Origin of the sequence: Streptomyces sp. NPDC048106, from assembly GCF_040706415.1 — a bacterium.
Classification (GTDB): Bacteria; Actinomycetota; Actinomycetes; order Streptomycetales; family Streptomycetaceae; genus Streptomyces.
Window position 1 is genome coordinate 25,539 of record NZ_JBEZND010000003.1, and the last position, 19,198, is coordinate 44,736.

General features: G+C 72.6%; 15 protein-coding genes. 3 read left to right on the forward strand and 12 right to left on the reverse strand.

Annotation, left to right across the window (positions count from 1 at the left end):
* Window position 1: 1 nt before the first annotated feature.
* Genes AB0927_RS03365 through AB0927_RS03375 form a run of 3 tightly spaced genes read right to left on the reverse strand, consistent with a single transcriptional unit; the run spans window position 2 to window position 2,789 of the window.
* Window positions 2–490, reverse strand: coding sequence for a cobalamin-dependent protein (locus AB0927_RS03365; RefSeq protein WP_366665798.1), 489 nt, complete (start codon window positions 488–490; stop codon window positions 2–4).
* Window positions 487–1,728: an MFS transporter gene (locus tag AB0927_RS03370; RefSeq protein ID WP_366665799.1), complete on the reverse strand. Its 1,242-nt coding sequence runs from the start codon at window positions 1,726–1,728 to the stop codon at window positions 487–489. Before AB0927_RS03370 ends, AB0927_RS03365 begins: the two co-directional genes overlap by 4 nt.
* Window positions 1,725–2,789: an LLM class flavin-dependent oxidoreductase gene (locus tag AB0927_RS03375; protein WP_366665800.1), complete on the reverse strand. Its 1,065-nt coding sequence runs from the start codon at window positions 2,787–2,789 to the stop codon at window positions 1,725–1,727. The genes AB0927_RS03370 and AB0927_RS03375 overlap by 4 nt, the downstream gene beginning before the upstream one ends.
* A gap of 451 nt (window positions 2,790–3,240) precedes the next feature.
* On the opposite strand from AB0927_RS03375, the gene AB0927_RS03380 reads away from it, so the two are divergent.
* Window positions 3,241–4,236: an asparagine synthetase A gene (locus AB0927_RS03380; RefSeq protein WP_366665801.1), complete on the forward strand. Its 996-nt coding sequence runs from the start codon at window positions 3,241–3,243 to the stop codon at window positions 4,234–4,236.
* Window positions 4,233–5,489 (forward strand): glutamate synthase-related protein, encoded by a 1,257-nt coding sequence (locus tag AB0927_RS03385; RefSeq protein WP_366665802.1) that lies wholly within the window; start codon window positions 4,233–4,235, stop codon window positions 5,487–5,489. Before AB0927_RS03380 ends, AB0927_RS03385 begins: the two co-directional genes overlap by 4 nt.
* 653 nt (window positions 5,490–6,142) lie before the next feature.
* Here the strand turns inward: AB0927_RS03385 and AB0927_RS03390 are convergent.
* Window positions 6,143–7,060, reverse strand: a complete 918-nt coding sequence (locus AB0927_RS03390; protein ID WP_366665803.1) for a ketopantoate reductase family protein — start codon at window positions 7,058–7,060, stop codon at window positions 6,143–6,145.
* A gap of 565 nt (window positions 7,061–7,625) precedes the next feature.
* On the opposite strand from AB0927_RS03390, the gene AB0927_RS03395 reads away from it, so the two are divergent.
* Entirely contained in the window at window positions 7,626–8,135 is a 510-nt protein-coding gene (locus AB0927_RS03395) for a transglycosylase SLT domain-containing protein (RefSeq protein ID WP_366665804.1), read from the forward strand.
* 93 nt (window positions 8,136–8,228) lie between these two features.
* Here the strand turns inward: AB0927_RS03395 and AB0927_RS03400 are convergent, their stop codons facing one another.
* The 8 genes from AB0927_RS03400 to AB0927_RS03435 form a co-directional block, all read right to left on the reverse strand.
* On the reverse strand, window positions 8,229–10,508 hold the full coding sequence (locus tag AB0927_RS03400; RefSeq protein WP_366665805.1) for an SWIM zinc finger family protein: 2,280 nt from the start codon (window positions 10,506–10,508) through the stop codon (window positions 8,229–8,231).
* Window positions 10,505–13,354, reverse strand: a complete 2,850-nt coding sequence (locus AB0927_RS03405) for an SNF2-related protein (protein ID WP_366665806.1) — start codon at window positions 13,352–13,354, stop codon at window positions 10,505–10,507. The genes AB0927_RS03400 and AB0927_RS03405 overlap by 4 nt, the downstream gene beginning before the upstream one ends.
* Before the next feature lie 108 nt (window positions 13,355–13,462).
* Window positions 13,463–14,044 (reverse strand): sugar kinase, encoded by a 582-nt coding sequence (locus AB0927_RS03410; protein WP_366665807.1) that lies wholly within the window; start codon window positions 14,042–14,044, stop codon window positions 13,463–13,465.
* A complete protein-coding gene (locus AB0927_RS03415) occupies window positions 14,041–15,186 on the reverse strand; it encodes an ROK family glucokinase (protein WP_366665808.1) in 1,146 nt (381 codons plus the stop codon). The genes AB0927_RS03410 and AB0927_RS03415 overlap by 4 nt, the downstream gene beginning before the upstream one ends.
* Before the next feature lie 107 nt (window positions 15,187–15,293).
* On the reverse strand, window positions 15,294–16,082 hold the full coding sequence (locus tag AB0927_RS03420) for an ATP-binding cassette domain-containing protein (RefSeq protein ID WP_366665809.1): 789 nt from the start codon (window positions 16,080–16,082) through the stop codon (window positions 15,294–15,296).
* The gene (locus tag AB0927_RS03425) at window positions 16,079–17,173 is read right to left on the reverse strand and encodes an ABC transporter permease (protein WP_366665810.1); all 1,095 of its coding nucleotides are present in this window, start codon (window positions 17,171–17,173) and stop codon (window positions 16,079–16,081) included. The genes AB0927_RS03420 and AB0927_RS03425 overlap by 4 nt, the downstream gene beginning before the upstream one ends.
* On the reverse strand, window positions 17,170–18,174 hold the full coding sequence (locus AB0927_RS03430; RefSeq protein WP_366665811.1) for a sugar ABC transporter substrate-binding protein: 1,005 nt from the start codon (window positions 18,172–18,174) through the stop codon (window positions 17,170–17,172). Before AB0927_RS03430 ends, AB0927_RS03425 begins: the two co-directional genes overlap by 4 nt.
* Window positions 18,175–18,433: 259 nt before the next feature.
* Window positions 18,434–19,183 carry a GntR family transcriptional regulator gene (locus AB0927_RS03435; protein WP_366666050.1) on the reverse strand — a complete coding sequence of 250 codons (750 nt, stop codon included), beginning with the start codon at window positions 19,181–19,183 and terminating at the stop codon, window positions 18,434–18,436.
* Window positions 19,184–19,198: the final 15 nt, after the last annotated feature.

Here is a 19,198-nt window from a genome sequence, read left to right on the forward strand (position 1 = left end):
TTCAGACTGCTCCTGCGATCAAGAGTTCCTGGTTGTCCCACGGCGGTACGGGGGCGGACGGCGGCTGCCAGGCGGCGAAGCCGTCCCGCTTGCCCGAGTGGAGGAAGTCCCGGAAGCGGGCGACGGCGTCCTCCCCGGTGAACACGTCGGTCCAGCCGTCGGCGATCAGGTCGCGGCGCACCCGGTCGTTGTCCGACTCCGAGGTGGTCAGCTTTCCGCCGACGACACAGGGCAGTTCGACGCCCCGGCGCCGGAGCTCGGCCAGCAGCACCCGGGCCCCGTGGTGGCCGTGGCCGTTGATGCTGGAGACCACGAGCAGGTCGGGGCGGTGCTCCTCGATGCCGCGCAGCACCTCCTCGACCGGGGTGCAGCTGCCGAGGCTGCGCACCAGGCCGCCGTGCTCCTCCAGGAGCTTCTGCAGATAGACCAGGTTCCAGATGTGGGAATCCGACTCGACGGTGCTCACGATGCACCGGAAGGACGTACTCAAGACTGCACTCCTACGGGAAGTCGTTCGCGATCCGTGAGCGTCCGACGGAAGCTGCGCATGGTCAGGGGCAGGAAGACGGCGCCGAAGGCACTGAGCGCGACGGCGAGCACGCCCACCAGCCGCTGCGGCCCGTAAGCGGCCCCGACGCTGCCGACCAGCAGTCCGGCGATGGGATACGACAGCAGGTTGAGCAGGTAGAAGGGCCCCATCACCTTGCCGAGGTGTTCCCTGGGGATCACCTTCACCCGCTGTGTGCGGTTGAAGACGTTGTAGTACGCGGTCCCCGTGAGCACCGCGATGAACAGCACCGCGTAGACCGGGAACGAGCCGGCGATGCCGATCAGCAGCAGCGCGGCGCACAGCACCGCGAAGCCGAGGGCGCCGAGCAGACCGACCTCGAACCGCTTGAGGACGAGCGGGATCACCAGCAGGTTGACCAGTCCGACGACGCCGACGCAGGTGTTGAGCAGCGCGAAGGACCAGTCGGGCGCGGCGAAGACACCGGTCACGAGCGCCGCGTTGGCGCTGAGCACCGAGGCGACCACGAGGTTGATGCCGAAGTTGAGGACGCCGAGCAGCAGGACGGGGCGGTTGCCCGCCATCAGCCGCCAGCCCAGGCTGAGTTCCCGCAGGGTGTCCCGCGCGGTCACCGGTGTGCTCGGCCGCTCGCCGCGCGGCAGCGGCAGCCAGCAGGCGGCGGCGAGGGCGAACACGGAGGCCGCCACGGCCAGCAGCCACACCTTGCCGATCAGCGCCGCGGCGAGCGTCGCGAGAGCGGGCCCGAGGGCCATCGCGAGCAGTTCCATGTTCTGCACCAGCGCCTGGGTGCGCGCCATGGCCTCGCCCGCCGCCAGCTGGGGCACCATCTTCTCGACGGACATCCGGGTCGGCGCCACCAGCACCGAGAGGACCGCACCGCTGGTCATCAGGGCCGGAGTGGTCCAGCCCGGCCGGGTCAGCACGACCGCCACGACCACGGCGAGCACGACCGCGCGGGAGCCCGTCACGAGGGAGAACAGCCGGGCGCCGCCGTCCCGGTCGGCGATGAGGCCGGCAAAGGGGTAGGCGATCAGTCCGGGCAGCCACTCCAGCGCGAACGCGAAGCCGAGCGTGGAGACCTCTTTGGTGTCCTGGAAGAGGAGCAGCGGCACCGCGAACATCACGACCTGTTCGGCCATCAGACCGAGCAGCACGCCCGTGCCGAACAGGCCGCGACCGAAGCGGGGTTGAGAGGTCACGAACCCGCCGCGTTTCGCTCGTGCTCGCGGATCAGCGGGGCGACGTGGGTGTAGAAGATCCGCATCTCGTCGCGCGTCGGCCAGCCGGAGAAGATGAACTCGCTGACGCCGGCGGCCTTGTAGGCGTAGAGGTACTCGGCGACCTCCGCGTAGCTGCCGACGACGCACAGGGCCGGGCCGCCCCGGTAGGCGACGGCGCCGGACCACAGCATCGGGGACAGCCAGTCGTCGGACGCCGTGTCGGCGAGCCGGAACGACGTCTTGACGGCCTCCGAGTCCGACTTGCCGACGAAGTCGGTGACCCAGGCGCGGTGTTGCTCGTCGGGGTCGCGCATCATGTCGTCGACCGCGGCGAGCGCCTCGGCGCGCGTCTCCCGGGCGAGGACGTGCATGCGGATGCCCACCTTGCAGCCCTGGGACAGCAGCGGCTCGGTGACGGCCGCGATGCCCTCGGGGGTGTCGCCGTAGCGCAGCCAGCAGTCGGCGTACTTGATCGCGGTCTTCTGGGCCACGGCGGAGGCGCCGCTGATGTAGATGTGCGGGCGGCCGCCGCCCTTGTAGCCGAGGCCGAGCTGCGCCTCCTCGATCGTGTAGTGCTCGCCCTTGAAGGTCAGGGGCGTCTCGCCGCGCCAGAAGCGGTGGCAGACGTCGAGGAACTCCTCGGACCTGGCATACCTCTGGTCGTGCGCGAGAAAGTCTCCGTAAAACGCCTGCTCGGCAGGTGAGATACCGGCCACGAGATTCAGCGCGATACGCCCGTCGGACATCCAGGAGACCGTGTTCACGATCTGGGTGAACAGGGTCGGGGAAACCAGCCCCGGACGGTAGGCGAGGATGAACTTGACGCGTTCCGTTTCGCGGACGAGAGCACCGATCATCGGAAGCGGATCGGGCATGTGGTAACTGATTCCCATGAGCAGGGAATCAACCCCGAGTTCATCTGCCTCACGGGCGAAATCAACTATTCCGTCAAAGTCCAGCTCGCCCGCCTGGTACTTGTCGGTGGCCTTCTGCTGGCCACTGTCCAGCGGTGAACACCAGTGCAACTTCAGATCGTCCATACCTAACCACCTGGAAAGACTCGGTCGTATACAGCCGACGGCCAAACAACGAGATAAATGGCGAACTGTGAAACTCAACTCACGACATGGCGCAGGATTACAAAGAAGACACTTCTCGCACAGCCATACCCCCGCAGGAATGGAGATCTCGGACACCGCCCCGGTGTCCGCAGAGTTGCGTCCGACCTTGACACGTCTCCTGAGGTTACGTCAAGATCACGGCGCTGCTTGCGTCGAGAGTAAACCGCTGCTTTCACTTTGGGGGCGGCGGACAACCTGTCGGACTGTGCTTCATCTCACACGCAAAGGTTGCGGCTGGCTTGCGTTCGCTTACGAAATAGGTCAGAGCAAAGGCAAATGATTTTAAACGTTGGTCCAGCCTGAGGTGAGCGGAATGATTCGCCCCGGATCGGCCGGCCGACGCGACCGACGGACATGAAAGGTTACGAGGTTGTCCCAGGAGACGGGTCGGGTCCAACTGCCCACCCCACGCGCCCATCTGACGTCGGACAGGACCCGCGCCACGCTGGCCGTGCAGAGCAAGTTCCTCGCCGGAGCACGCGAGTTCCTCGTCGGCGAGGGCTTCCAGGAACTGCTGCCGCCCACGATCGGGCCGGTCACCGACCCGGGCGCGCGCGGCGCCAAGCAGGTCGACATCGACTACTACGGGCACCGCTACAAGCTGATGACCAGCGGGATCCTGTACAAGCAGGCCTCGTTGCTCAGCTTCGGCAAGATCTTCCACGTGGCCCCGAACGTGCGGCTCGAACCCCTTGAGACCGCGGTCACCCACCGCCACCTGGTGGAGTTCCACCAGCTCGACGTCGAGATCGGCGACGGCTCCCGCGAGGACGCCCTGGACGTCGCCGAGCGGCTGACCAAGTACGTGGTGGAGTACGTCCTCGTGCACGCGCAGCCCGAACTGGCTGTGCTCGGCCGTGACTTGGAGGCCTTCAAGCAGATACTCGCCGGTCCGTACGGCCGCCGGACCCACGCGGAGGTCGTCGCGGACCTCCAGGGACGCGGACACCCGCAGGAGGCCGGCGCGGAGGTCGACTGGGAGGGCGAGGAGATCATCTCCCGGGCCGCCGCGCACCCCTTCTTCATCACCGACTATCCCAAGGGCTCCCGCGGCTTCTACGACAAGGAGAGCACGACGGAGCCGGGGGTGCTGCGCAACTTCGACCTCATCTTCCCGGGCGGTTTCGGCGAGATGATGAGCGGAAGCGAACGCGAATCCGACTACCGCAACCTCGTCATGCGCATCCGGGAAACCGGCGAGAACCCGGCCAAGTATGACTGGTACTTGACGCTGGCCCGCGAAGGACTTCCGTCCAGCGCCGGTTTCGGACTCGGCGTGGAGCGCTTCACCCGGTTCCTGTGTGGGCTGGACGCGGCCTGGCAGGCGTCGGGTTACCCGAAGCTTCCGGGGGACCCGCGGCCATGACCGATCTCCACGCCCCGGGATTTCCGCGGCAGCGGGTGGCGGAACGCGCCCGGCACGGCACCGCGATGGCGTTTCCCGACGCCGCCGGCTATGGAACCACCATGTTCGGGCAGCAGCCCCCGGAGCCGGACACGCCCCTGGACGCGATCGACCGGACCCGGCTGGTCCCCCCGGTGTTCGTGCCCCGGCGCCTTGAGCGGCTGATCGACCTCGGCCGCGAGCCGGTGGTGGGTGACGCCGAACTCGCCACCACCATCGGGGGGTTCAGCTCTCCCCTGCCGGTCTACATCTCCGCGTTCGGCTCGACCCGGGTCGCCAGCGGTGACCTCGGCCAGGCCGTAGCACGTCAGGCGGGTCGGCTGGGCATCCCTATGATCATTGGCGAGAACATCGTCCCCGTCGCCGGTTACGGCCGCATGGCGGAGACGGCCCCCAGCTCGCTGCTGCAAAGAATCACGGAGTACGCCGCGGCCGTCCCGGACGGACAGGGCGGTGTGGTCGTCCAGCAGAGCACCGAGGACGCCGACGCCGAGGTCTGGAACCTCGTCTACAGCGACCCCGCGGTGCAGCCGCTACTCGAATCGGGTCGTCTGGCCTTCGAGTTGAAGGTGGGACAGGGGGCCAAGCCCGGCCTGGGCGGCATGACCCTCGTACCCCGGGAGAAGGCCACGGCGCTCTCCGCGCAGTACGACCTCATGGACGTGTTCGGGCAGGACAGCGACGCGGTGCTGCGGTGCAGCAGCCCGGGCACCTTCACCGACGAGATCCTGCGCCACCAGATCCGGCTCATGCGGAACAACTATCCGCGCTGCCGGGTCTGGGTGAAGCTGCCGCCGGCCCGCGACGTGGGCGAGGCGGCGGCCGTCGCCTGGGCGGCGGGGGCGGACGCGGTCGGCGTGGACGGCGCCGAGGGCGGCACCGGCTGGGCACCGCGGGCGTTCCTCGGCCATGTCGGCCTGCCGCTCGCGGAGTGCCTGGAGCGGGTCGACCCCCAGGACAACTGCCTGCTCGTCACCGGGCGGATCTGGGAGGGGGCCCGCGCGACCAAGTGCCTCGCGCTCGGCGCGCGGGCCGTGGGCCTCGGCCGCGCCGCGCTCGCGGCGGCGGACGAGGATCCCGAACACGGCCTGGTGAACCTGGTCGAGTGCCTGGCGCTGGAACTGCGGATGCTGCTCAGCTCGCTCGGCAAGTACGAGATCTCCGAACTGAGCCGGGAGGACCTCTGGTCCGAGGCCCGACCGGGACTCCACTGACCGGGCCACGGCCGGGGCCGCGCTGACCGGTGCACGGCCGGGCTCCGCTGACCGGTGCACGGCCGGGCTCCGCCGACCGGGGGCACGGCCGGGCTCCGCTGACTGGGGCGCGCGACGTGGGCGCCGTCCGGGACGGGCGATCGTATCCCCCGCACCGGGCGGCTCCGCACGAGCAATTGCCGGCCGCCGCTGGGACGCCGGCCGCCCGAGGCTCCGGGGCGCCGTGGCCTCAGGGCTCGTACGGCGGCGGACGTCGCCGCGGGGCCGTGGCCCTGGCCGTGGCGCCGCCCGGGACTCGGCCGGGCGGTCCGCCGGGAAGTGGCCCGAGCGGTGCCGCCCCGCGCGTCGGCGGCCAGCCCGAGGGTCCGGGACACCGCGGCCTCACGACTCGTACGGGCGTAGGCGTCTCCACGAGGCTGAGCCCCAAGGCCCTGGTGCCGCTCAGGATCGGCCGAGCGGCCTGCCGGGGACTGGCCCGAGCGGTGCCGCCCCGCACGTCGGCGGCGTCCGAGGCCCCGGGGCCCGCGGCCTCACGACTCGTACGGCCGCGGACGTCTCCGCGAGACCGGGCCCCAGGCCCTGGTGCCGCTCGGGATCGGCAGGGGCGGCCCGTCGGGAACCGGGCCGAGCGGTGCCGCCCCGCACGTCGGTGGTCAGGCGGAGGGGGGCGGTGTCGTTCCGGTTGCCAGTTCGGCGACCAGGCGGGTGGCGAGCGGTACCTCGATGCCGTGGCGCTCGGCCGCTCGCAGGACGGCGCCTCCGATCGCGTCCAGTTCCAGCGCCCGGCCGGCCTCCGCGTCCCGCAGCATGGAGGACTTGCTCTGTGCCGGGAAGGCGTCGTAACGCGCGAGGACCTGGGCGGCGTCCCCCGGCCCCCCGCAGGCCCGGCTCACCGCGGTGGTCTCCGCGACCAGCGCCGCCAGTTCCTCCGCGTGCTCGTCCCGGATGCCGCCGATCGACAGCCCGTAACGCGTCGTGAGCAGGGCGAAGGGCGCCAGGAAGGCCAGCTTCGCCCACAGGGCGGCGTTCTCGTCCGCGACCGTGCGCGTCTTCACCCCGGCGGCGTCCAGCACTGCGGCCAGCGGCGCGAGCCGGGCCTCGTCCGCGCCCGCCACGTCGATCTCGGTGAAGGGGCTGCCGTGCTCGATGACGCCCGCGGAGGTCCGGGTGGACTCGACGCGGATGACGGCCGGTACGACCTGCTCCGCGCCGTAGCGTGCCCGCAGCGCGTCGACGTGCTCGACGCCGTTGAGCAGCGGCAGCACGAGACCCCGGACGAACCGGGGCGGGACCCGGTCGAGCGCCGCGTCGAGCGCGGTGTGCTTGACCGTGACCAGGCACAGGTCCACGGGCTCGCGCAGTTCGGTGTCCGCGGCCACCTTGGCCGTGAAGTCACCGTGCTGCCCGCTGGACACCCGGATGCCGTCCTGGGACAGCGTCCGCGCGGTGTCCTCGCCCGCCAGGCAGATCACCCGGTGACCGGCCCGGGAGAGCAGGGCCGCGAGGAGGCCGCCGACGCCTCCGGGCCCCAGCACGGCGATGGTCCAGGGCGACGTGGGCGCGGTGTCCATAGCAGGGGACCTCTCCTTGGGTCGCGAAGCGACAGGGGACCGTCATGGTGTGCGGCAAGATCATCAGTTTGGGCCGGGGGCCGTCAACCCCATGGGCCTCCCCAGCCGCCGACGCGATACCCCCGAATTCTCCACGGACCGTCGTCGCACTCCTACGGTGCGTCCTGGGAAACGGCCCGCGCGACCTCCCCTGACACCGGTTCCCCCGCCCCCGAACCGGGCCCGTTCCAGGCCGTTTTGGGGCCCGATCCTGTGACGCCACCCATAGGAGCCAGATCACGTCCTAGGACGGGCCGTAGGAACGGCACGCCCTGAGCTGCACAGTTATCGCCATATCGGCGCATATCGGGCATTGCTCCGAAGTCGGGTAGTACGTCACATCCTTGCCAGGCCCGTCGACCCCGGCTAACCATTGCTGTCGTTGCCGGGAAGCAACGGGCCGGACCGAGCGGATCTCCGCCGGAACCGCCCGGTCCCACCCGCAGCACGGGGCACACCGCCCCACCGCCACCGCGAACCTCGCGGCCGGCACGACCTTGTCGCCCAGAGAAAGAGTTCTCTTCGTATGACCATGGCCACTCGCACCCGCATCGCCCGTCTGCGCACCCTCGCCGTCACCGGTCTCGCCACCACCGGCGCCGCGGCCGCGGCACTGACCCTGATGCCGACCAACGCGCAGGCCGCCGAGATGCCCCAGGTGCACGCCTCGAGCGTGGTCAAGGCCTCGAACACCACCGCCACCAAGGCGGGCTCCGGCAACAACCTGGACGGCTGGATCAAGCAGTCGCTGGCCATCATGAAGGCCAAGGGCATCCCCGGTAGCTACGACGGCCTGAAGCGCAACATCATGCGTGAGTCCGGTGGTAACCCCAACGCCCAGAACAACTGGGACGTCAACGCCAAGATGGGCACCCCGTCCAAGGGCCTGCTCCAGGTGATCTCCCCCACGTTCAACACGTACCACGTGTCGGGCACCCCGCAGAGCATCACCGACCCGGTGGCGAACATCACCGCGGCGGCCAACTACGCCGCCCACCGCTACGGTTCGATCGACAACGTGAACTCCGCGTACTGAGCCGACGCGGCCCCAGCACCCAAGGCCGGTGCCGGCAGCTTCCACGCTGCCGGCACCGGCCTTCGCCATATCCTCACCACCGTGCGGCGCCGGTCACATGCCGTCCGGGGTGCCGAGTCCGGTGAGCGCGCCGACCGGGTCCAGGTCCGGGGTGCCCCGGGGCCACCAGTCGTCCTGGCCGGGCTCGGACTCGTAGGCGTACCACAGGCCGTCGCGGCCCAGGCGGAGCTGGACGTGGCCGAGCGGATGGGTGAGCCGGTTGTGCCAGGGCCGGAACGCGGGCAGGTCGGCGGCGAGCAGCAGCGGCCGGGCCCGGTCGAAGCGGCCGGCCGGCGGGTCCCACGGCTCCTCCAGCACGGCCAGCCCCTCCTCCCCGCCCTGCCGCCAGGCGGCCACGGCCCGCGCCAGGTCGGCCGGGGTGCGGTCGGTGGCCTGGGCCAGCGTGGCGTAGAGCGCGCGGGTCGTCACCGTCAGGCCGGAGCCGGGGCGGGCCGCGGCGAGCCGTACCGCGTCCTGCCACAGGGACAGTTCGCCGACCGGGTCGCGCCCGGTGCCGAGCAGCGCGTGCGCGCGGGCGGCGGCGTCGGTGGCCAGCTGGTCCAGCGCGAACGGGTCGGGGCCACCGGGCGCGGCGGGATACGCCGGGGGCTGCTCGGGATGCGCCGGGACCGGCGCCGGCGGGGGCAGCGGCGGGAGTACGCGCGGCGCGAGGGCCTCCGTGGCGCGGATACCGGGCAGGGACGACGGTTGCCGCTCTTGTCCGTCACGCGCCGCTCGGGCGGCGCTGCGCCGGGAAAGCGCGTCGAGCAGTTCCTTCTCGCCCCGGCCGCGCAGGAGCAGCAGCACGAAGGGGTCGGCGTCGAGCAGCCGGGCCGTCTGGTAGCACAGGGCGGCCGCGTGCTTGCAGGGATGGCCCGAGTCGGGGCAGCTACAGCGCGGGACGAGGTCGCCGGGGCGGGGCAGCAGCGGGACACCGCAGTCGGCGAGGGCCTGGGGCAGCTCCTTGTCGAGCAGCGCGGCGATGTGGCCGGGCCGGTCGGCCGCGGCCTCCAGGAACCGCTCCCACTCCGCGTCCTCCAGCGCACGCACCCGTACCTGGACCCGGTACGGGCGGGGCCGGCTGCCCCGTACATAGGCGAGGACCAGCCCCGGGGTCACGGTGATCGCGTCCACATGCCCCTGGTCGGCGTACCCCCGCCCGCGCGCCACCCGCTTGGCGTCCAACGCGCCCCGCTCCAGCGCCTCCACCCACGCGTTGCCCCACCAGGTCCCGGCGAACGGGCCGTCCTCGGCTCGGGCCGCGCGGGGCGCGAACGCCGGGAACGTACGACGGAGTTCGCCGTCCCGGTGGGGGGTGGCCATGGTCGGGGGCGCGTGCGGGACGGCGGGTTCGGGGAGAGCCGGGGCGGGGCGGAGGGGAGCGGCCCCGGCGGGTACGTCCTCCTCCGGCACGGTGTCGGTTTCAGGGGCCGCCGCATCGGTCTCCGGCGGCATGCGGAAGGCGTTCTTGAGGAACTGCCGCATCTCTCCGGCGGCCTTGAGCCGCGCCGCTCGGGCGGCTTCGGCGGCGGGGCCGGGGCCGGCGGGAGAGGCGGAGGAGGGCACGGCCGCGGCGCGGACAGCGGAGGCCGCGCCCGGCGAACGCCCCGGGTCACGACGCCCCGCGCGCCCGGACTCCGCCGCCGCCCGCGACGCCTCACGCCGCGCGGCCCGCAGCGCCTCCCGGGCGACATCGCCGGGGCGGGGGCGAGAGCCGGGCTCGGGCTCGGGGTCGGGCTTGGGGTCAGGGCCGGGGTCGGGACCAAGTCCGGGACCGGCGCCGGGATGGGGCCCGGGGCCAGGTCCAGAACCAGGCCCGTGGTCGGGACCGGCCTCCGACGCATGGCCCTCTTCCCGTTCTCCAGCCCGCTCGGTGCCCTTGTCACCCTCGACGGCCGCACGCAGCGCCGCCCGCGCGGCGTCGGCGGCACGACGCCCGACGCCCCCGGCACCGTCAGGCCCCCCAACGCCGCCGAGACCCCCGGCACCATCGAGCCCCTCGGCACCGTCAAGCCCCTCGGCGTCATCGCACCCCGGCTCACCCCCCTGGTCCGCGCCACCCTCGGCGGCCGGCCCGGCCGCTTCCGCGAACCGGCGACCCGACGCACCCCCGGCCCGCCCCGCCCCGGCGCCCTGCTCCTGCTCCCCCGCGTCCTGCTCCCCGCCGGATTCCGCGCCCGCCCCCGGAACCTCGTCGGTCCCGCCGACGGCCACGTCCGTCGGCCCCGTACGCCCCTCGGTCTGGTCCCGTTCCTGCTCCTGAGCCCGGCGTCGGGCCGCCCGCAGGGCCTCGCGGGCGAGGTCGGCCGGGCGGGGGGAGTCGGCGGGCGTCATGGCGTGCTCCGCAGGGAGACGAGGTCGGAGAGTTCGCGGTCGGTCAGTTCGGTGAGGGCGGCCTCGCCGGAGCCGAGGACGGCCTCGGCCAGCGCCCGCTTCGCGGCGAGCATCTCGGCGATCCGGTCCTCGACCGTGCCCTCGGTGACCAGGCGGTGGACCTGGACGGGCTGGGTCTGGCCGATGCGGTAGGCACGGTCGGTGGCCTGCTCCTCCACGGCCGGGTTCCACCACCGGTCGAAGTGCACGACATGCCCGGCGCGGGTGAGGTTGAGGCCGGTGCCCGCGGCCTTCAGGGAAAGGACGAGGACCGGCGTCTCGCCGTCCTGGAAACGGTCGACCATGCGCTCGCGCTCCGGCACCGGGGTGCCGCCGTGCAGCAGGTCCACGGGGATCGCGCGGGCGGACAGATGGGCGGTGATCAGGCGGGCCATGCCGACGTACTGGGTGAAGACGAGCACCGAGCCGTCCTCGGCCAGGACCGTGTCCACCAGCTCGTCCAGCAGGGCGAGTTTGCCCGAGCGGTGGACCAGGCGGCCGGTGGCCCCGTCGTCCCCGAGATCGTCCTTGAGATAGAGCGCCGGGTGGTCGCAGATCTGCTTCAGCGCGCCGAGCAGCTTCAGGACCAGCCCCCGGCGGGCGATGCCCTCGGCAGTCTCGATGGCCAGCATCGACTCGCGCACCACCGCCTCGTACAGCGCGGCCTGTTCCCGGGTGAGCGGCACCGGGTGGTCGGTCTCGGTCTTCGGCGGCAGTTCCGGGACGATGCCGGGGTCGGACTTCCTGCGCCGCAGCAGGAAGGGGCGGACGAGGCGGCCGAGCCGGTCCACGGCCTCCTGGTCCTCGCCGTTCTCCACCGCGCGGGCGTGCCGGGCGCGGAAGGACTTCAGCGGGCCGAGGAGGCCGGGGGTGGTCCAGTCGAGCAGGGCCCACAGCTCGGAGAGGTTGTTCTCCACCGGGGTGCCGGTGAGCGCGACCCGGGCGGGGGCCGGGATGATGCGCAGCGCCTTGGCGGTGGCGGAGTAGGGGTTCTTCACGTGCTGGGCCTCGTCGGCGACGACCATTCCCCAGGCGTGCTCGGCGAGTCGGGCCGCGGCGGAGCGCATGGTGCCGTACGTGGTGAGGACGAAGCCGCCGCCGAGGCCCTCCAGGGTGCGGTCCGTGCCGTGGAAGCGGCGGACGGGGACGCCGGGGGCGAACCGGGTGATCTCCCGCTGCCAGTTGCCCAGCAGGGAGGCCGGACAGACGACGAGGGTGGGCTCGTCGCGCGCCCGCTTCAGGTGCAGGGCGATGAGGGTGACGGTCTTGCCGAGGCCCATGTCGTCGGCGAGGCAGCCGCCGAGGCCGAGGGACGTCATCAGGTCGAGCCAGGCGAGGCCGCGTAGCTGGTAGTCGCGCAGGGTGGCGGCGAGGCCCGCGGGTGCCTCGGCGGGCTCCAGGCCCGCGGTGAGGCGGTCGCGGAGGGTGGCGAGGGCACCGACGGGCACGGCCGGCACGGTCTCGCCGTCGATCTCGGCGGTGCCGGTGAGCGCCACGGACAGCGCGTCGACCGGGTCGAGCAGGCCCAGCTCCCGCTTGCGGGCCTTGCGGACGAGGGCGGGGTCGACGAGCACCCAGCGGTCGCGCAGCCGTACGACGGGCCGGTGGGCCTCGGCGAGGGCGTCCATCTCGGCCTCGTCCAGCGGTTCCCCGCCGAGGGCGAGCTGCCAGCGGAAGCGCAGCAGGTCCTGGCTCTCGAAGAAGCCGGTGCCGTCGGTGGCGGAGCCGGGCGCGGGCCGTACCTCGGCGGTGGCGGTGAGGTCGCGGGCGAGGTCCCGGGGCCAGTGCACGGCGACCCCGGCGGCGGCCAGCCGGCCGGCCGCGACGCCGAGCAGATCGCCCACCTCCTCCTCGGACAGCGCGAGGACGTCGGGCACGTCCTGCTCGGCGAGCCGGTCCAGGGGCGGCCACACGCGTCCGGCGCGGCGCACGGCGAGGGCCGCGTCCACGCGGGCGCGGGGGCCGAAGGCCGCGTCGGCCTCGCCCGCCCACAGGGCGGCCGCGTCGGCCACGAGGGTGGGGTCGGCGAGGCTGTGGACCTGCACGATCGCCGCCCCGGCGGCACGGGCGCCCGCGCTCGCGCCGGCGTCGAACGCGTCGAACGCCGACAGGTCGAGGCGCAGCGAGACGCGTACGCCCGCGTCCATGCCCGCGGCGACCTCGGCCGCCCACGCCTGGGCCCCCGGCAGGGACCTGGGCTCGCGCGCGGCGAAGGGGCGGCCGCAGGCGTGCGGGGCCGCGGGGGTGCGGGGCAGGGTGTCGGCGACCGCGTCCAGGAAGGAGCGGACCAGCGCCTCCGGCTCGGGCAGCCGCAGCGGCCCGGGACCGGCCAGCGGCACGGCGTGTCCCTCGGGGGGCAGGGCGGCGGCGATCGCGCGCAGGTGGGCGATGTCGTCGGGTTCCAGCGGTCCGGCCCGCCAGGCGTCATGGCCGCTCGGGGTGAGACCGGGCAGCAGCCGCCCCCGGGCGACGAGCCGCAGCGCGTGCAGCGCGGCGGCGCCCCAGCAGGCGGTGGCCGGGTGCGCGGCGGGGTCGCGGCGGGCGCGGGCCAGCAGGGGCAGCGCCCGGGCGAGCGGCAGGCCCAGCGCGGGCACCTGCCGACGGCGCACCCCGGCGCCGTGCGGTCGTACGACCGTGAGCTCCTCGGGGTCGCCGGCGTCGGTGGGCAGGGGGTCGCCGGCGGGGTCCCAGAAGGCGATCCGGCCCGCGCGCGGCAGCGGCGCGGGCAGATAGACGGCGGCCAGCCGCATCGGCACCGCGTCCCCGCCGGCCGCCACCCGCTCGGCCACCACAGCCGTACCGCCCATTCGCTCCGCCACCTCCCGCCCGCACGCCGGTTCAGACGTCTCCGACTCTACGGGCGGGGTCTGACAACCGGCCCCGGCCGCCCCTGCGGCCCCCGGCCGCCGCGGTCGCTACGGCACCGTCCGCGACACCACGTACACCGTCGGATACACCGGGTCGGCCATGTTCACGACCACGTCCTGGGTGGGTGCCGGGTTCTTCTGCGTGTGCGTGAGGCCGTACCAGGAGCCGGAGCCGCCGAAGTTCCAGCCGCTGACCTTGCGGTCACGGGCGGCGACCGCGATGTCGCCCTTCTTCAGCTCGTCGCGGCGGGTGCCCATGGACTGCAGGAAGGTGTCGAGGCCGGCCTGGTTGGTGCGGAACTGCACGTACAGGCGGCTGGTCTTCCAGTTGTTGGTCTCGTAGGAGGCGATGCGGTCGGCCGGGCGCGGGACGTTCACCTGGTAGAGGCGGCGCTGCACCTTCGACGGCCAGCCCGGGGTGAGGCCGGTCGCGGAGTACTTGTCCTCCTTGTCCTTGCCGCTGTCGCGGCTCTGGTTGGCCGAGATCACCAGATAGCCGGCCGGTACGCCGATGAGCAGCACGATGATCAGCAGGGTGAGCCCCCGGCGCCTGGCCTTGTGACGCGGGTCCTCGGCGGGCCGGCGGGCCGGGTCCGGCGGGGCGGCCTGGCGGGGCAGGGAGGTGGTCATGCGGTGTCCCGTTCGCGGCGGGCCTGGGTGTACCGCTCGTAGCGCTCGTACCGCTCCACCCGGCGGCGCTTGGCGCGCCGGAACCGGCGGGCGACCAGGCGGGCCAGGTCGGCCGCGCCCACCATGCCGGCCTCGGGGCCGAGCTGGGCGCGGGTGATCCGGGCCTCGGGGCGGTAGCCGCGGCCGGTGAGCTGGCGCTTGAAGGCGTCCCTGGCGGGGCCGATGAGCAGGTCGTCGGCGGCCGAGACGCCGCCGCCGATGACGAAGCAGGAGGGGTCGAGGGCGGCGGCCAGGTTGGCGATGCCGACGCCGAGCCACTGGCCGATGTCCTGGAGCAGTTCCACGCACATCGCGTCGCCCTCGCGGGCCAGCTCGGTGATCATCGGACCGGTGATGTCACCGATGTTGCCCTTGACGTGCTCGATGATCCCGTAGGCGACCGGCGAGTCGGCCGCGGCCAGCTCGCGCGCCTCGCGGACCAGGGCGTTCCCGGAGCTGTACTGCTCCCAGCAGCCGCGGTTGCCGCACGGGCAGCGGTGGCCGCCGGGCACGACCTGCATATGGCCGAACTCTCCGGCGACGCCGAACTTGCCCCGCTTGACCTGGCCGTCCTCCAGGATCGCGCCGCCGATGCCGGTGCCCAGCGTGATCATGACCAGGTGGTCCTCGCCGCGCCCGGCGCCGAAGCGCCACTCGGCCCAGGCGGCGGTGTTGGCGTCGTTGTCCACGAGCACCGGCACGGAGAGGCGGCCGCTGAGCCGGTCGCGCAGGGGCTCGTTGCGCCAGGACAGGTGGGGGGCGAACAGGACGCGGTTGCGGTCGGCGTCGACCCAGCCCGCGGCGCCGATGCCGACCGCGTGCACGTCGTGCCGGTCCGAGAGGTCCAGGACCAGCTCGACGATGGTGTCCTCGACGACCTGGGGGCTCTTGGACTTGTCCGGGGTCTCCGTGCGGAGCTTCTCCAGGATGTTGCCGTCGGCGTCCACGACGCCCGCCATCACCTTGGTGCCGCCGATGTCGATGCCGACGGTGGGGACCCGGGGGGCCGTCAGGTGGGACCGGCGCTCCCGGGTTCCGACCGTACGCAGGACAGTGGCCCGGCGGGAGCCGATGGGGGTCGTGAGGTCGCGGTAGGTGCTCATCGTTGGTCGATTGTGCCTCAACGACGGTAAGGGTGTCGTACGGGGCGAAGGCGCGGGGCGCGCGGCCCCGGTGGTGTCCCGGCCGGCCGCGGCGCCCCGTGCGGCCTTCAGTCCCGCTGGAGTTCGTGGCGCAGGACGTCCAGGTCCGAGCCGCCGGCCATCTGCTGGGTCAGCTCGTCCAGGGTGATCTCGTCCCGTGTGTGATTGCCCACCATCGTGCCGCGGCGCAGCAGCACGAACCGGTCCCCCACGAGGTACGCGTGGTGCGGGTTGTGGGTGATCAGGACGACGCCCAGGCCCTCGTCGCGGGCGGCGGCGACGTACTTGAGGACCACGCCGGACTGCTTGACGCCCAGGGCCGCGGTCGGCTCGTCCAGGACGAGGACCTTGGCGCCGAAGTGGACGGCGCGGGCGATGGCCACGCACTGGCGTTCGCCGCCGGAGAGGGTGCCGATGGGCTGGTCGACGTCCCTGAGGTCGATGCCCATGCGCAGCAGCGCCTCGCGGGTGGTGCGGCGCATGAGGCCGGTGTCGAGGCGCTTGAAGGGGCCGGTGCCCTTGCGGGGCTCGGAACCGAGGAAGAAGTTGCGCCAGACCGGCATCAGGGGCACGACGGCCAGGTCCTGGTAGACGGTGGCGATGCCCCGGTCCAGGGCGTCGCGCGGGGAGGCGAGCCGGGTCTCCTCGCCCTCGACGCGCAGCGTGCCGGCGTCGTGCTGGTGCAGTCCGGCGATCATCTTGATCAGGGTGGACTTGCCCGCGCCGTTGTCGCCGAGGACGCAGGTGATCTCGCCCGCGTGGACCTGGAGGGAGACGCCGTCCAGGGCGCGGACGTTGCCGTAGTGCTTGCCGACCTCGGTCAGTTCGACCAGGGCGGGTGTCGTCGTCCGCGTCATGCCGTCGCCTCCGCGCGCTTGCGGACCCAGGCGTTGAGCAGGGTCGCGAGGAGCAGCATCGCTCCGAGGAAGAACTTGAACCAGTCGGGGTTCCACTCGGCGAAGACGATGCCCTTGCTGGTCATGCCGAAGAGCAGGGCGCCCACCGCGGAGCCGACCGCGCTGCCGTAGCCGCCGGTGATCAGGCAGCCGCCGATGACGGCCGCGATGATGTAGATCAGCTCGTTGCCGACGCCCTCGCCGGACTGGACGGCGTCGAAGGAGAAGAGCAGGTGCTGGCCGGAGATCCAGGCGCCGAGGGCGACGCCCATGTAGAGGCCGATCTTGGTCTTCGCGACCGGCACGCCGACCGCGCGGGCCGCGTCCTCGTTGCCGCCGACCGCGAAGATCCAGTTGCCGACGCGGGTGCGCAGCAGGATCCAGGAGCCGAGGGCGACCAGGGCGAGCCACCACAGGATGGTGATCTTGAAGTCGACGCCGCCGACGGTGACCGTGGAGGCGAAGACGGCGCGGGCGCTGGAGAAGCCCTGCATGTCGGCGATGGTCTTGGTGGAGACCGTGCCGTCGATCAGCTTGGTGAAGCCGAGGTTCATGCCGCACAGCATCAGGAAGGTGCCGAGCGTGATGATGAAGCTGGGCAGTCTGGTGCGGGTGAGCATGAAGCCGTTGAAGGCGCCGATGGCGAGGGTGACCAGGAGGGACACGCCGACACCGACCCAGGTGTTCGCCGTCATCTGGTAGCTGAACATCGAGGAGACCAGCGCCGAGGCGGTCACGAGGACACCGGCCGACAGGTCGAACTCGCCGCCGATCATCAGCAGGGCGACCGGTACGGCCATGATCCCGATGGTCGAGGAGGCGTACAGGACGGTGCTGAGGCTGGAGGCGCGCAGGAAGCCGTCGGCGACGAAGGCGAAGAAGACGAGGACGGCGAGGGCGCCGACGACCGAGCCCAGTTCGGGGCGGGCGAGGAGCTTCTTCAGCGGAGAGGTCCGCAGCAGCCTTTCGTCGGCGATCCGTTCGGCGGGGGCCTGTTCGCCGGGAGCCTGGGGCGCCTGGTCGTCGGGCCCGCGTTCGGCGGTCGCGCTCATCGGGTGCCCCGCTCGGTGTACGCCGCCAGCGTGGCCGCCTGGTCCTTGGTGATGATCTGCGGGCCGGTCAGCACCGGCTTGCCGCCGCCGAGGACGTCGCCGTTGTACCGGTAGGCCCACAGCAGGTCGACCGCCTCGTAGCCCTGGAGGTACGGCTGCTGGTCCACGGCGAAGCCGAGGGTGCCGTTCCGCAGCGAGGCCGCGACCTGCGCGTTGAGGTCGAAGGTGTCCACCTCGGCCTTGCTGCCCGCGTCGTTCCTGGCCTTCACGGCGGTGTCGGCGTAGGGCGCGCCGAGGGTGACGACGCTGTCCACGGAACGGTCGGCCTGGAGCTTGGCCTCGACGGCGGACTGCACGTCGGGCATGTTCGTGCCGTTGACGTAGAGCTTCTGGAGCGTGCCCTTGAAGGTCTTGGCGACGCCGTCGCAGCGCTGCTCGTGGCCGACGTTGCCCTGCTCGTGCAGCACGCACAGGGCCTTCTTGCGGCCGCGCTTGTTCAGCTCGTCGCCGACGGCCTCACCGGCGATGGTCTCGTCCTGGCCGATGTGGGTGAGCGCGCCGAAGGCCTTGGACTCCTCCGAGCCGGAGTTGACCGTGATCACCGGGATGCCGGCCTTCTCGGCGCGCTGGACGGCGGCCTTCATGGCGTCCGGCTTCGCCAGGGTGACGATGATGCCGTCGACCTTCTTGTCGACGGCCGCGTCGACCAGCTGCGCCTGCTGCTGGGCGTCGTCGTCGTGCGAGTACAGGAAGTTGATGTTGTCCTTGACGGCGGCCTGCTTGGCGCCGCTCTGCACGATGTCCCAGAAGGTGTCGCCGTCTCCCGAGTGCGTGATCATCGCGAAGGTCCAGCGGGGGGTGTTCACCGCCGCCCTGCCCTGGGCGACGGCGGCCTTGCGGGCGTCCTCGGCCCGCTTCCCGCCGGTGCTGCTGCAGCCCGCGAGGCACACCGAGAGTGCCCCCGCGACTGCCATGACTGCCCAGGTCCGAAACCGTGCCACGAGGCCGTGCCCTTCTCGCTGTCTCCAGCTGACTCTCAGCTGTCCTTGCTCCGACGTGCGTAAGGGGCGGGCGACCTCACCGTCGGTGTGTCCCGGCGGTGACCGCACCAGCCCCAAACACTTCAGTATCGGTCACCGGGGACGGCGGGCGGACGGCCGGGGAGGAGATCCCGGTCACCTTGTCCGGACAATGCGACGTTCGCGGCGGGCGCGGACGCGGGCGGGAGGGCCGCCGTCAGGGGGCGCGAAGAGCCCTTCCTCAGGGCCGGACGAGCAGCTGGAACTCGAAGGAGTAGCGGCTCGGCCGGTAGGTGTGGTCGCCGTACTCGACCGCGCGGCCGGTGTCGTCGTAGGTGGTGCGCCGCATGGTGAGCAGCGGGGCGCCCTCGGCCTCGCCGAGCCGCTCGGCCTCGGCGGCGGTGGCACCGCGGGCGCCGATCGACTGGCGGGCGCTGTGCAGGGTGATCCCGGCGGCGCGCAGCAGCCGGTACAGGCCGGTCGCCTCCAGCTGGGCGGTGTCCAGGTCGAGCAGGCCGGGCGGCAGATGGTTGGTGAGGTAGGCCATCGGCTCGCCGTGCGCGAGCCGGAGCCGCTCCACGCGGTGGACGTCGCCACCCTCGGCGACCCCGAGCGCGGCGGCGACCTCGGCGGAGGCCGGCTCGACCGTGTTGACCAGGACCTTGGTGGTGGGGCGCTGGCCCGCCGCCGCCAGGTCGTCGTAGAGGCTGCTCAGCTCCAGCGGGCGCTTGACCCGGCTGTGCACGACCTGGGTGCCGACGCCCCGGCGGCGCACCAGCAGGCCCTTGTCGACCAGGGACTGGATGGCCTGGCGGACGGTGGGACGGGACAGGCCGAGCCGGGCGGCCAGCTCGATCTCGTTGCCCAGCAGGCTCCCGGGGGTGAGGCTCCCGTGCTCGATCGCGGCCTCCAGCTGCTGGGAAAGCTGGAAGTACAGGGGCACCGGCGACCCGCGGTCCACGCGGAGTTCGAGCGCGACGGTCGGGTCCACAGCTGGTTTCGGCAC

Bases quoted from the DNA above. Each gene is read 5' to 3' on its own strand.
- AB0927_RS03385 (WP_366665802.1), top strand. From the start codon at position 4,233: ATGACCGATCTCCACGCCCCGGGATTTCCGCGGCAGCGGGTGGCGGAA.
- AB0927_RS03405 (WP_366665806.1), bottom strand. From the start codon at position 13,354: ATGGGCGGTACGGCTGTGGTGGCCGAGCGGGTGGCGGCCGGCGGGGAC.
- AB0927_RS03420 (WP_366665809.1), bottom strand. From the start codon at position 16,082: ATGACGCGGACGACGACACCCGCCCTGGTCGAACTGACCGAGGTCGGC.
- AB0927_RS03425 (WP_366665810.1), bottom strand. From the start codon at position 17,173: ATGAGCGCGACCGCCGAACGCGGGCCCGACGACCAGGCGCCCCAGGCT.
- AB0927_RS03375 (WP_366665800.1), bottom strand. From the start codon at position 2,789: ATGGACGATCTGAAGTTGCACTGGTGTTCACCGCTGGACAGTGGCCAG.
- AB0927_RS03390 (WP_366665803.1), bottom strand. From the start codon at position 7,060: ATGGACACCGCGCCCACGTCGCCCTGGACCATCGCCGTGCTGGGGCCC.
- AB0927_RS03395 (WP_366665804.1), top strand. From the start codon at position 7,626: ATGACCATGGCCACTCGCACCCGCATCGCCCGTCTGCGCACCCTCGCC.
- AB0927_RS03410 (WP_366665807.1), bottom strand. From the start codon at position 14,044: ATGACCACCTCCCTGCCCCGCCAGGCCGCCCCGCCGGACCCGGCCCGC.
- AB0927_RS03400 (WP_366665805.1), bottom strand. From the start codon at position 10,508: ATGACGCCCGCCGACTCCCCCCGCCCGGCCGACCTCGCCCGCGAGGCC.
- AB0927_RS03415 (WP_366665808.1), bottom strand. From the start codon at position 15,186: ATGAGCACCTACCGCGACCTCACGACCCCCATCGGCTCCCGCCGGGCC.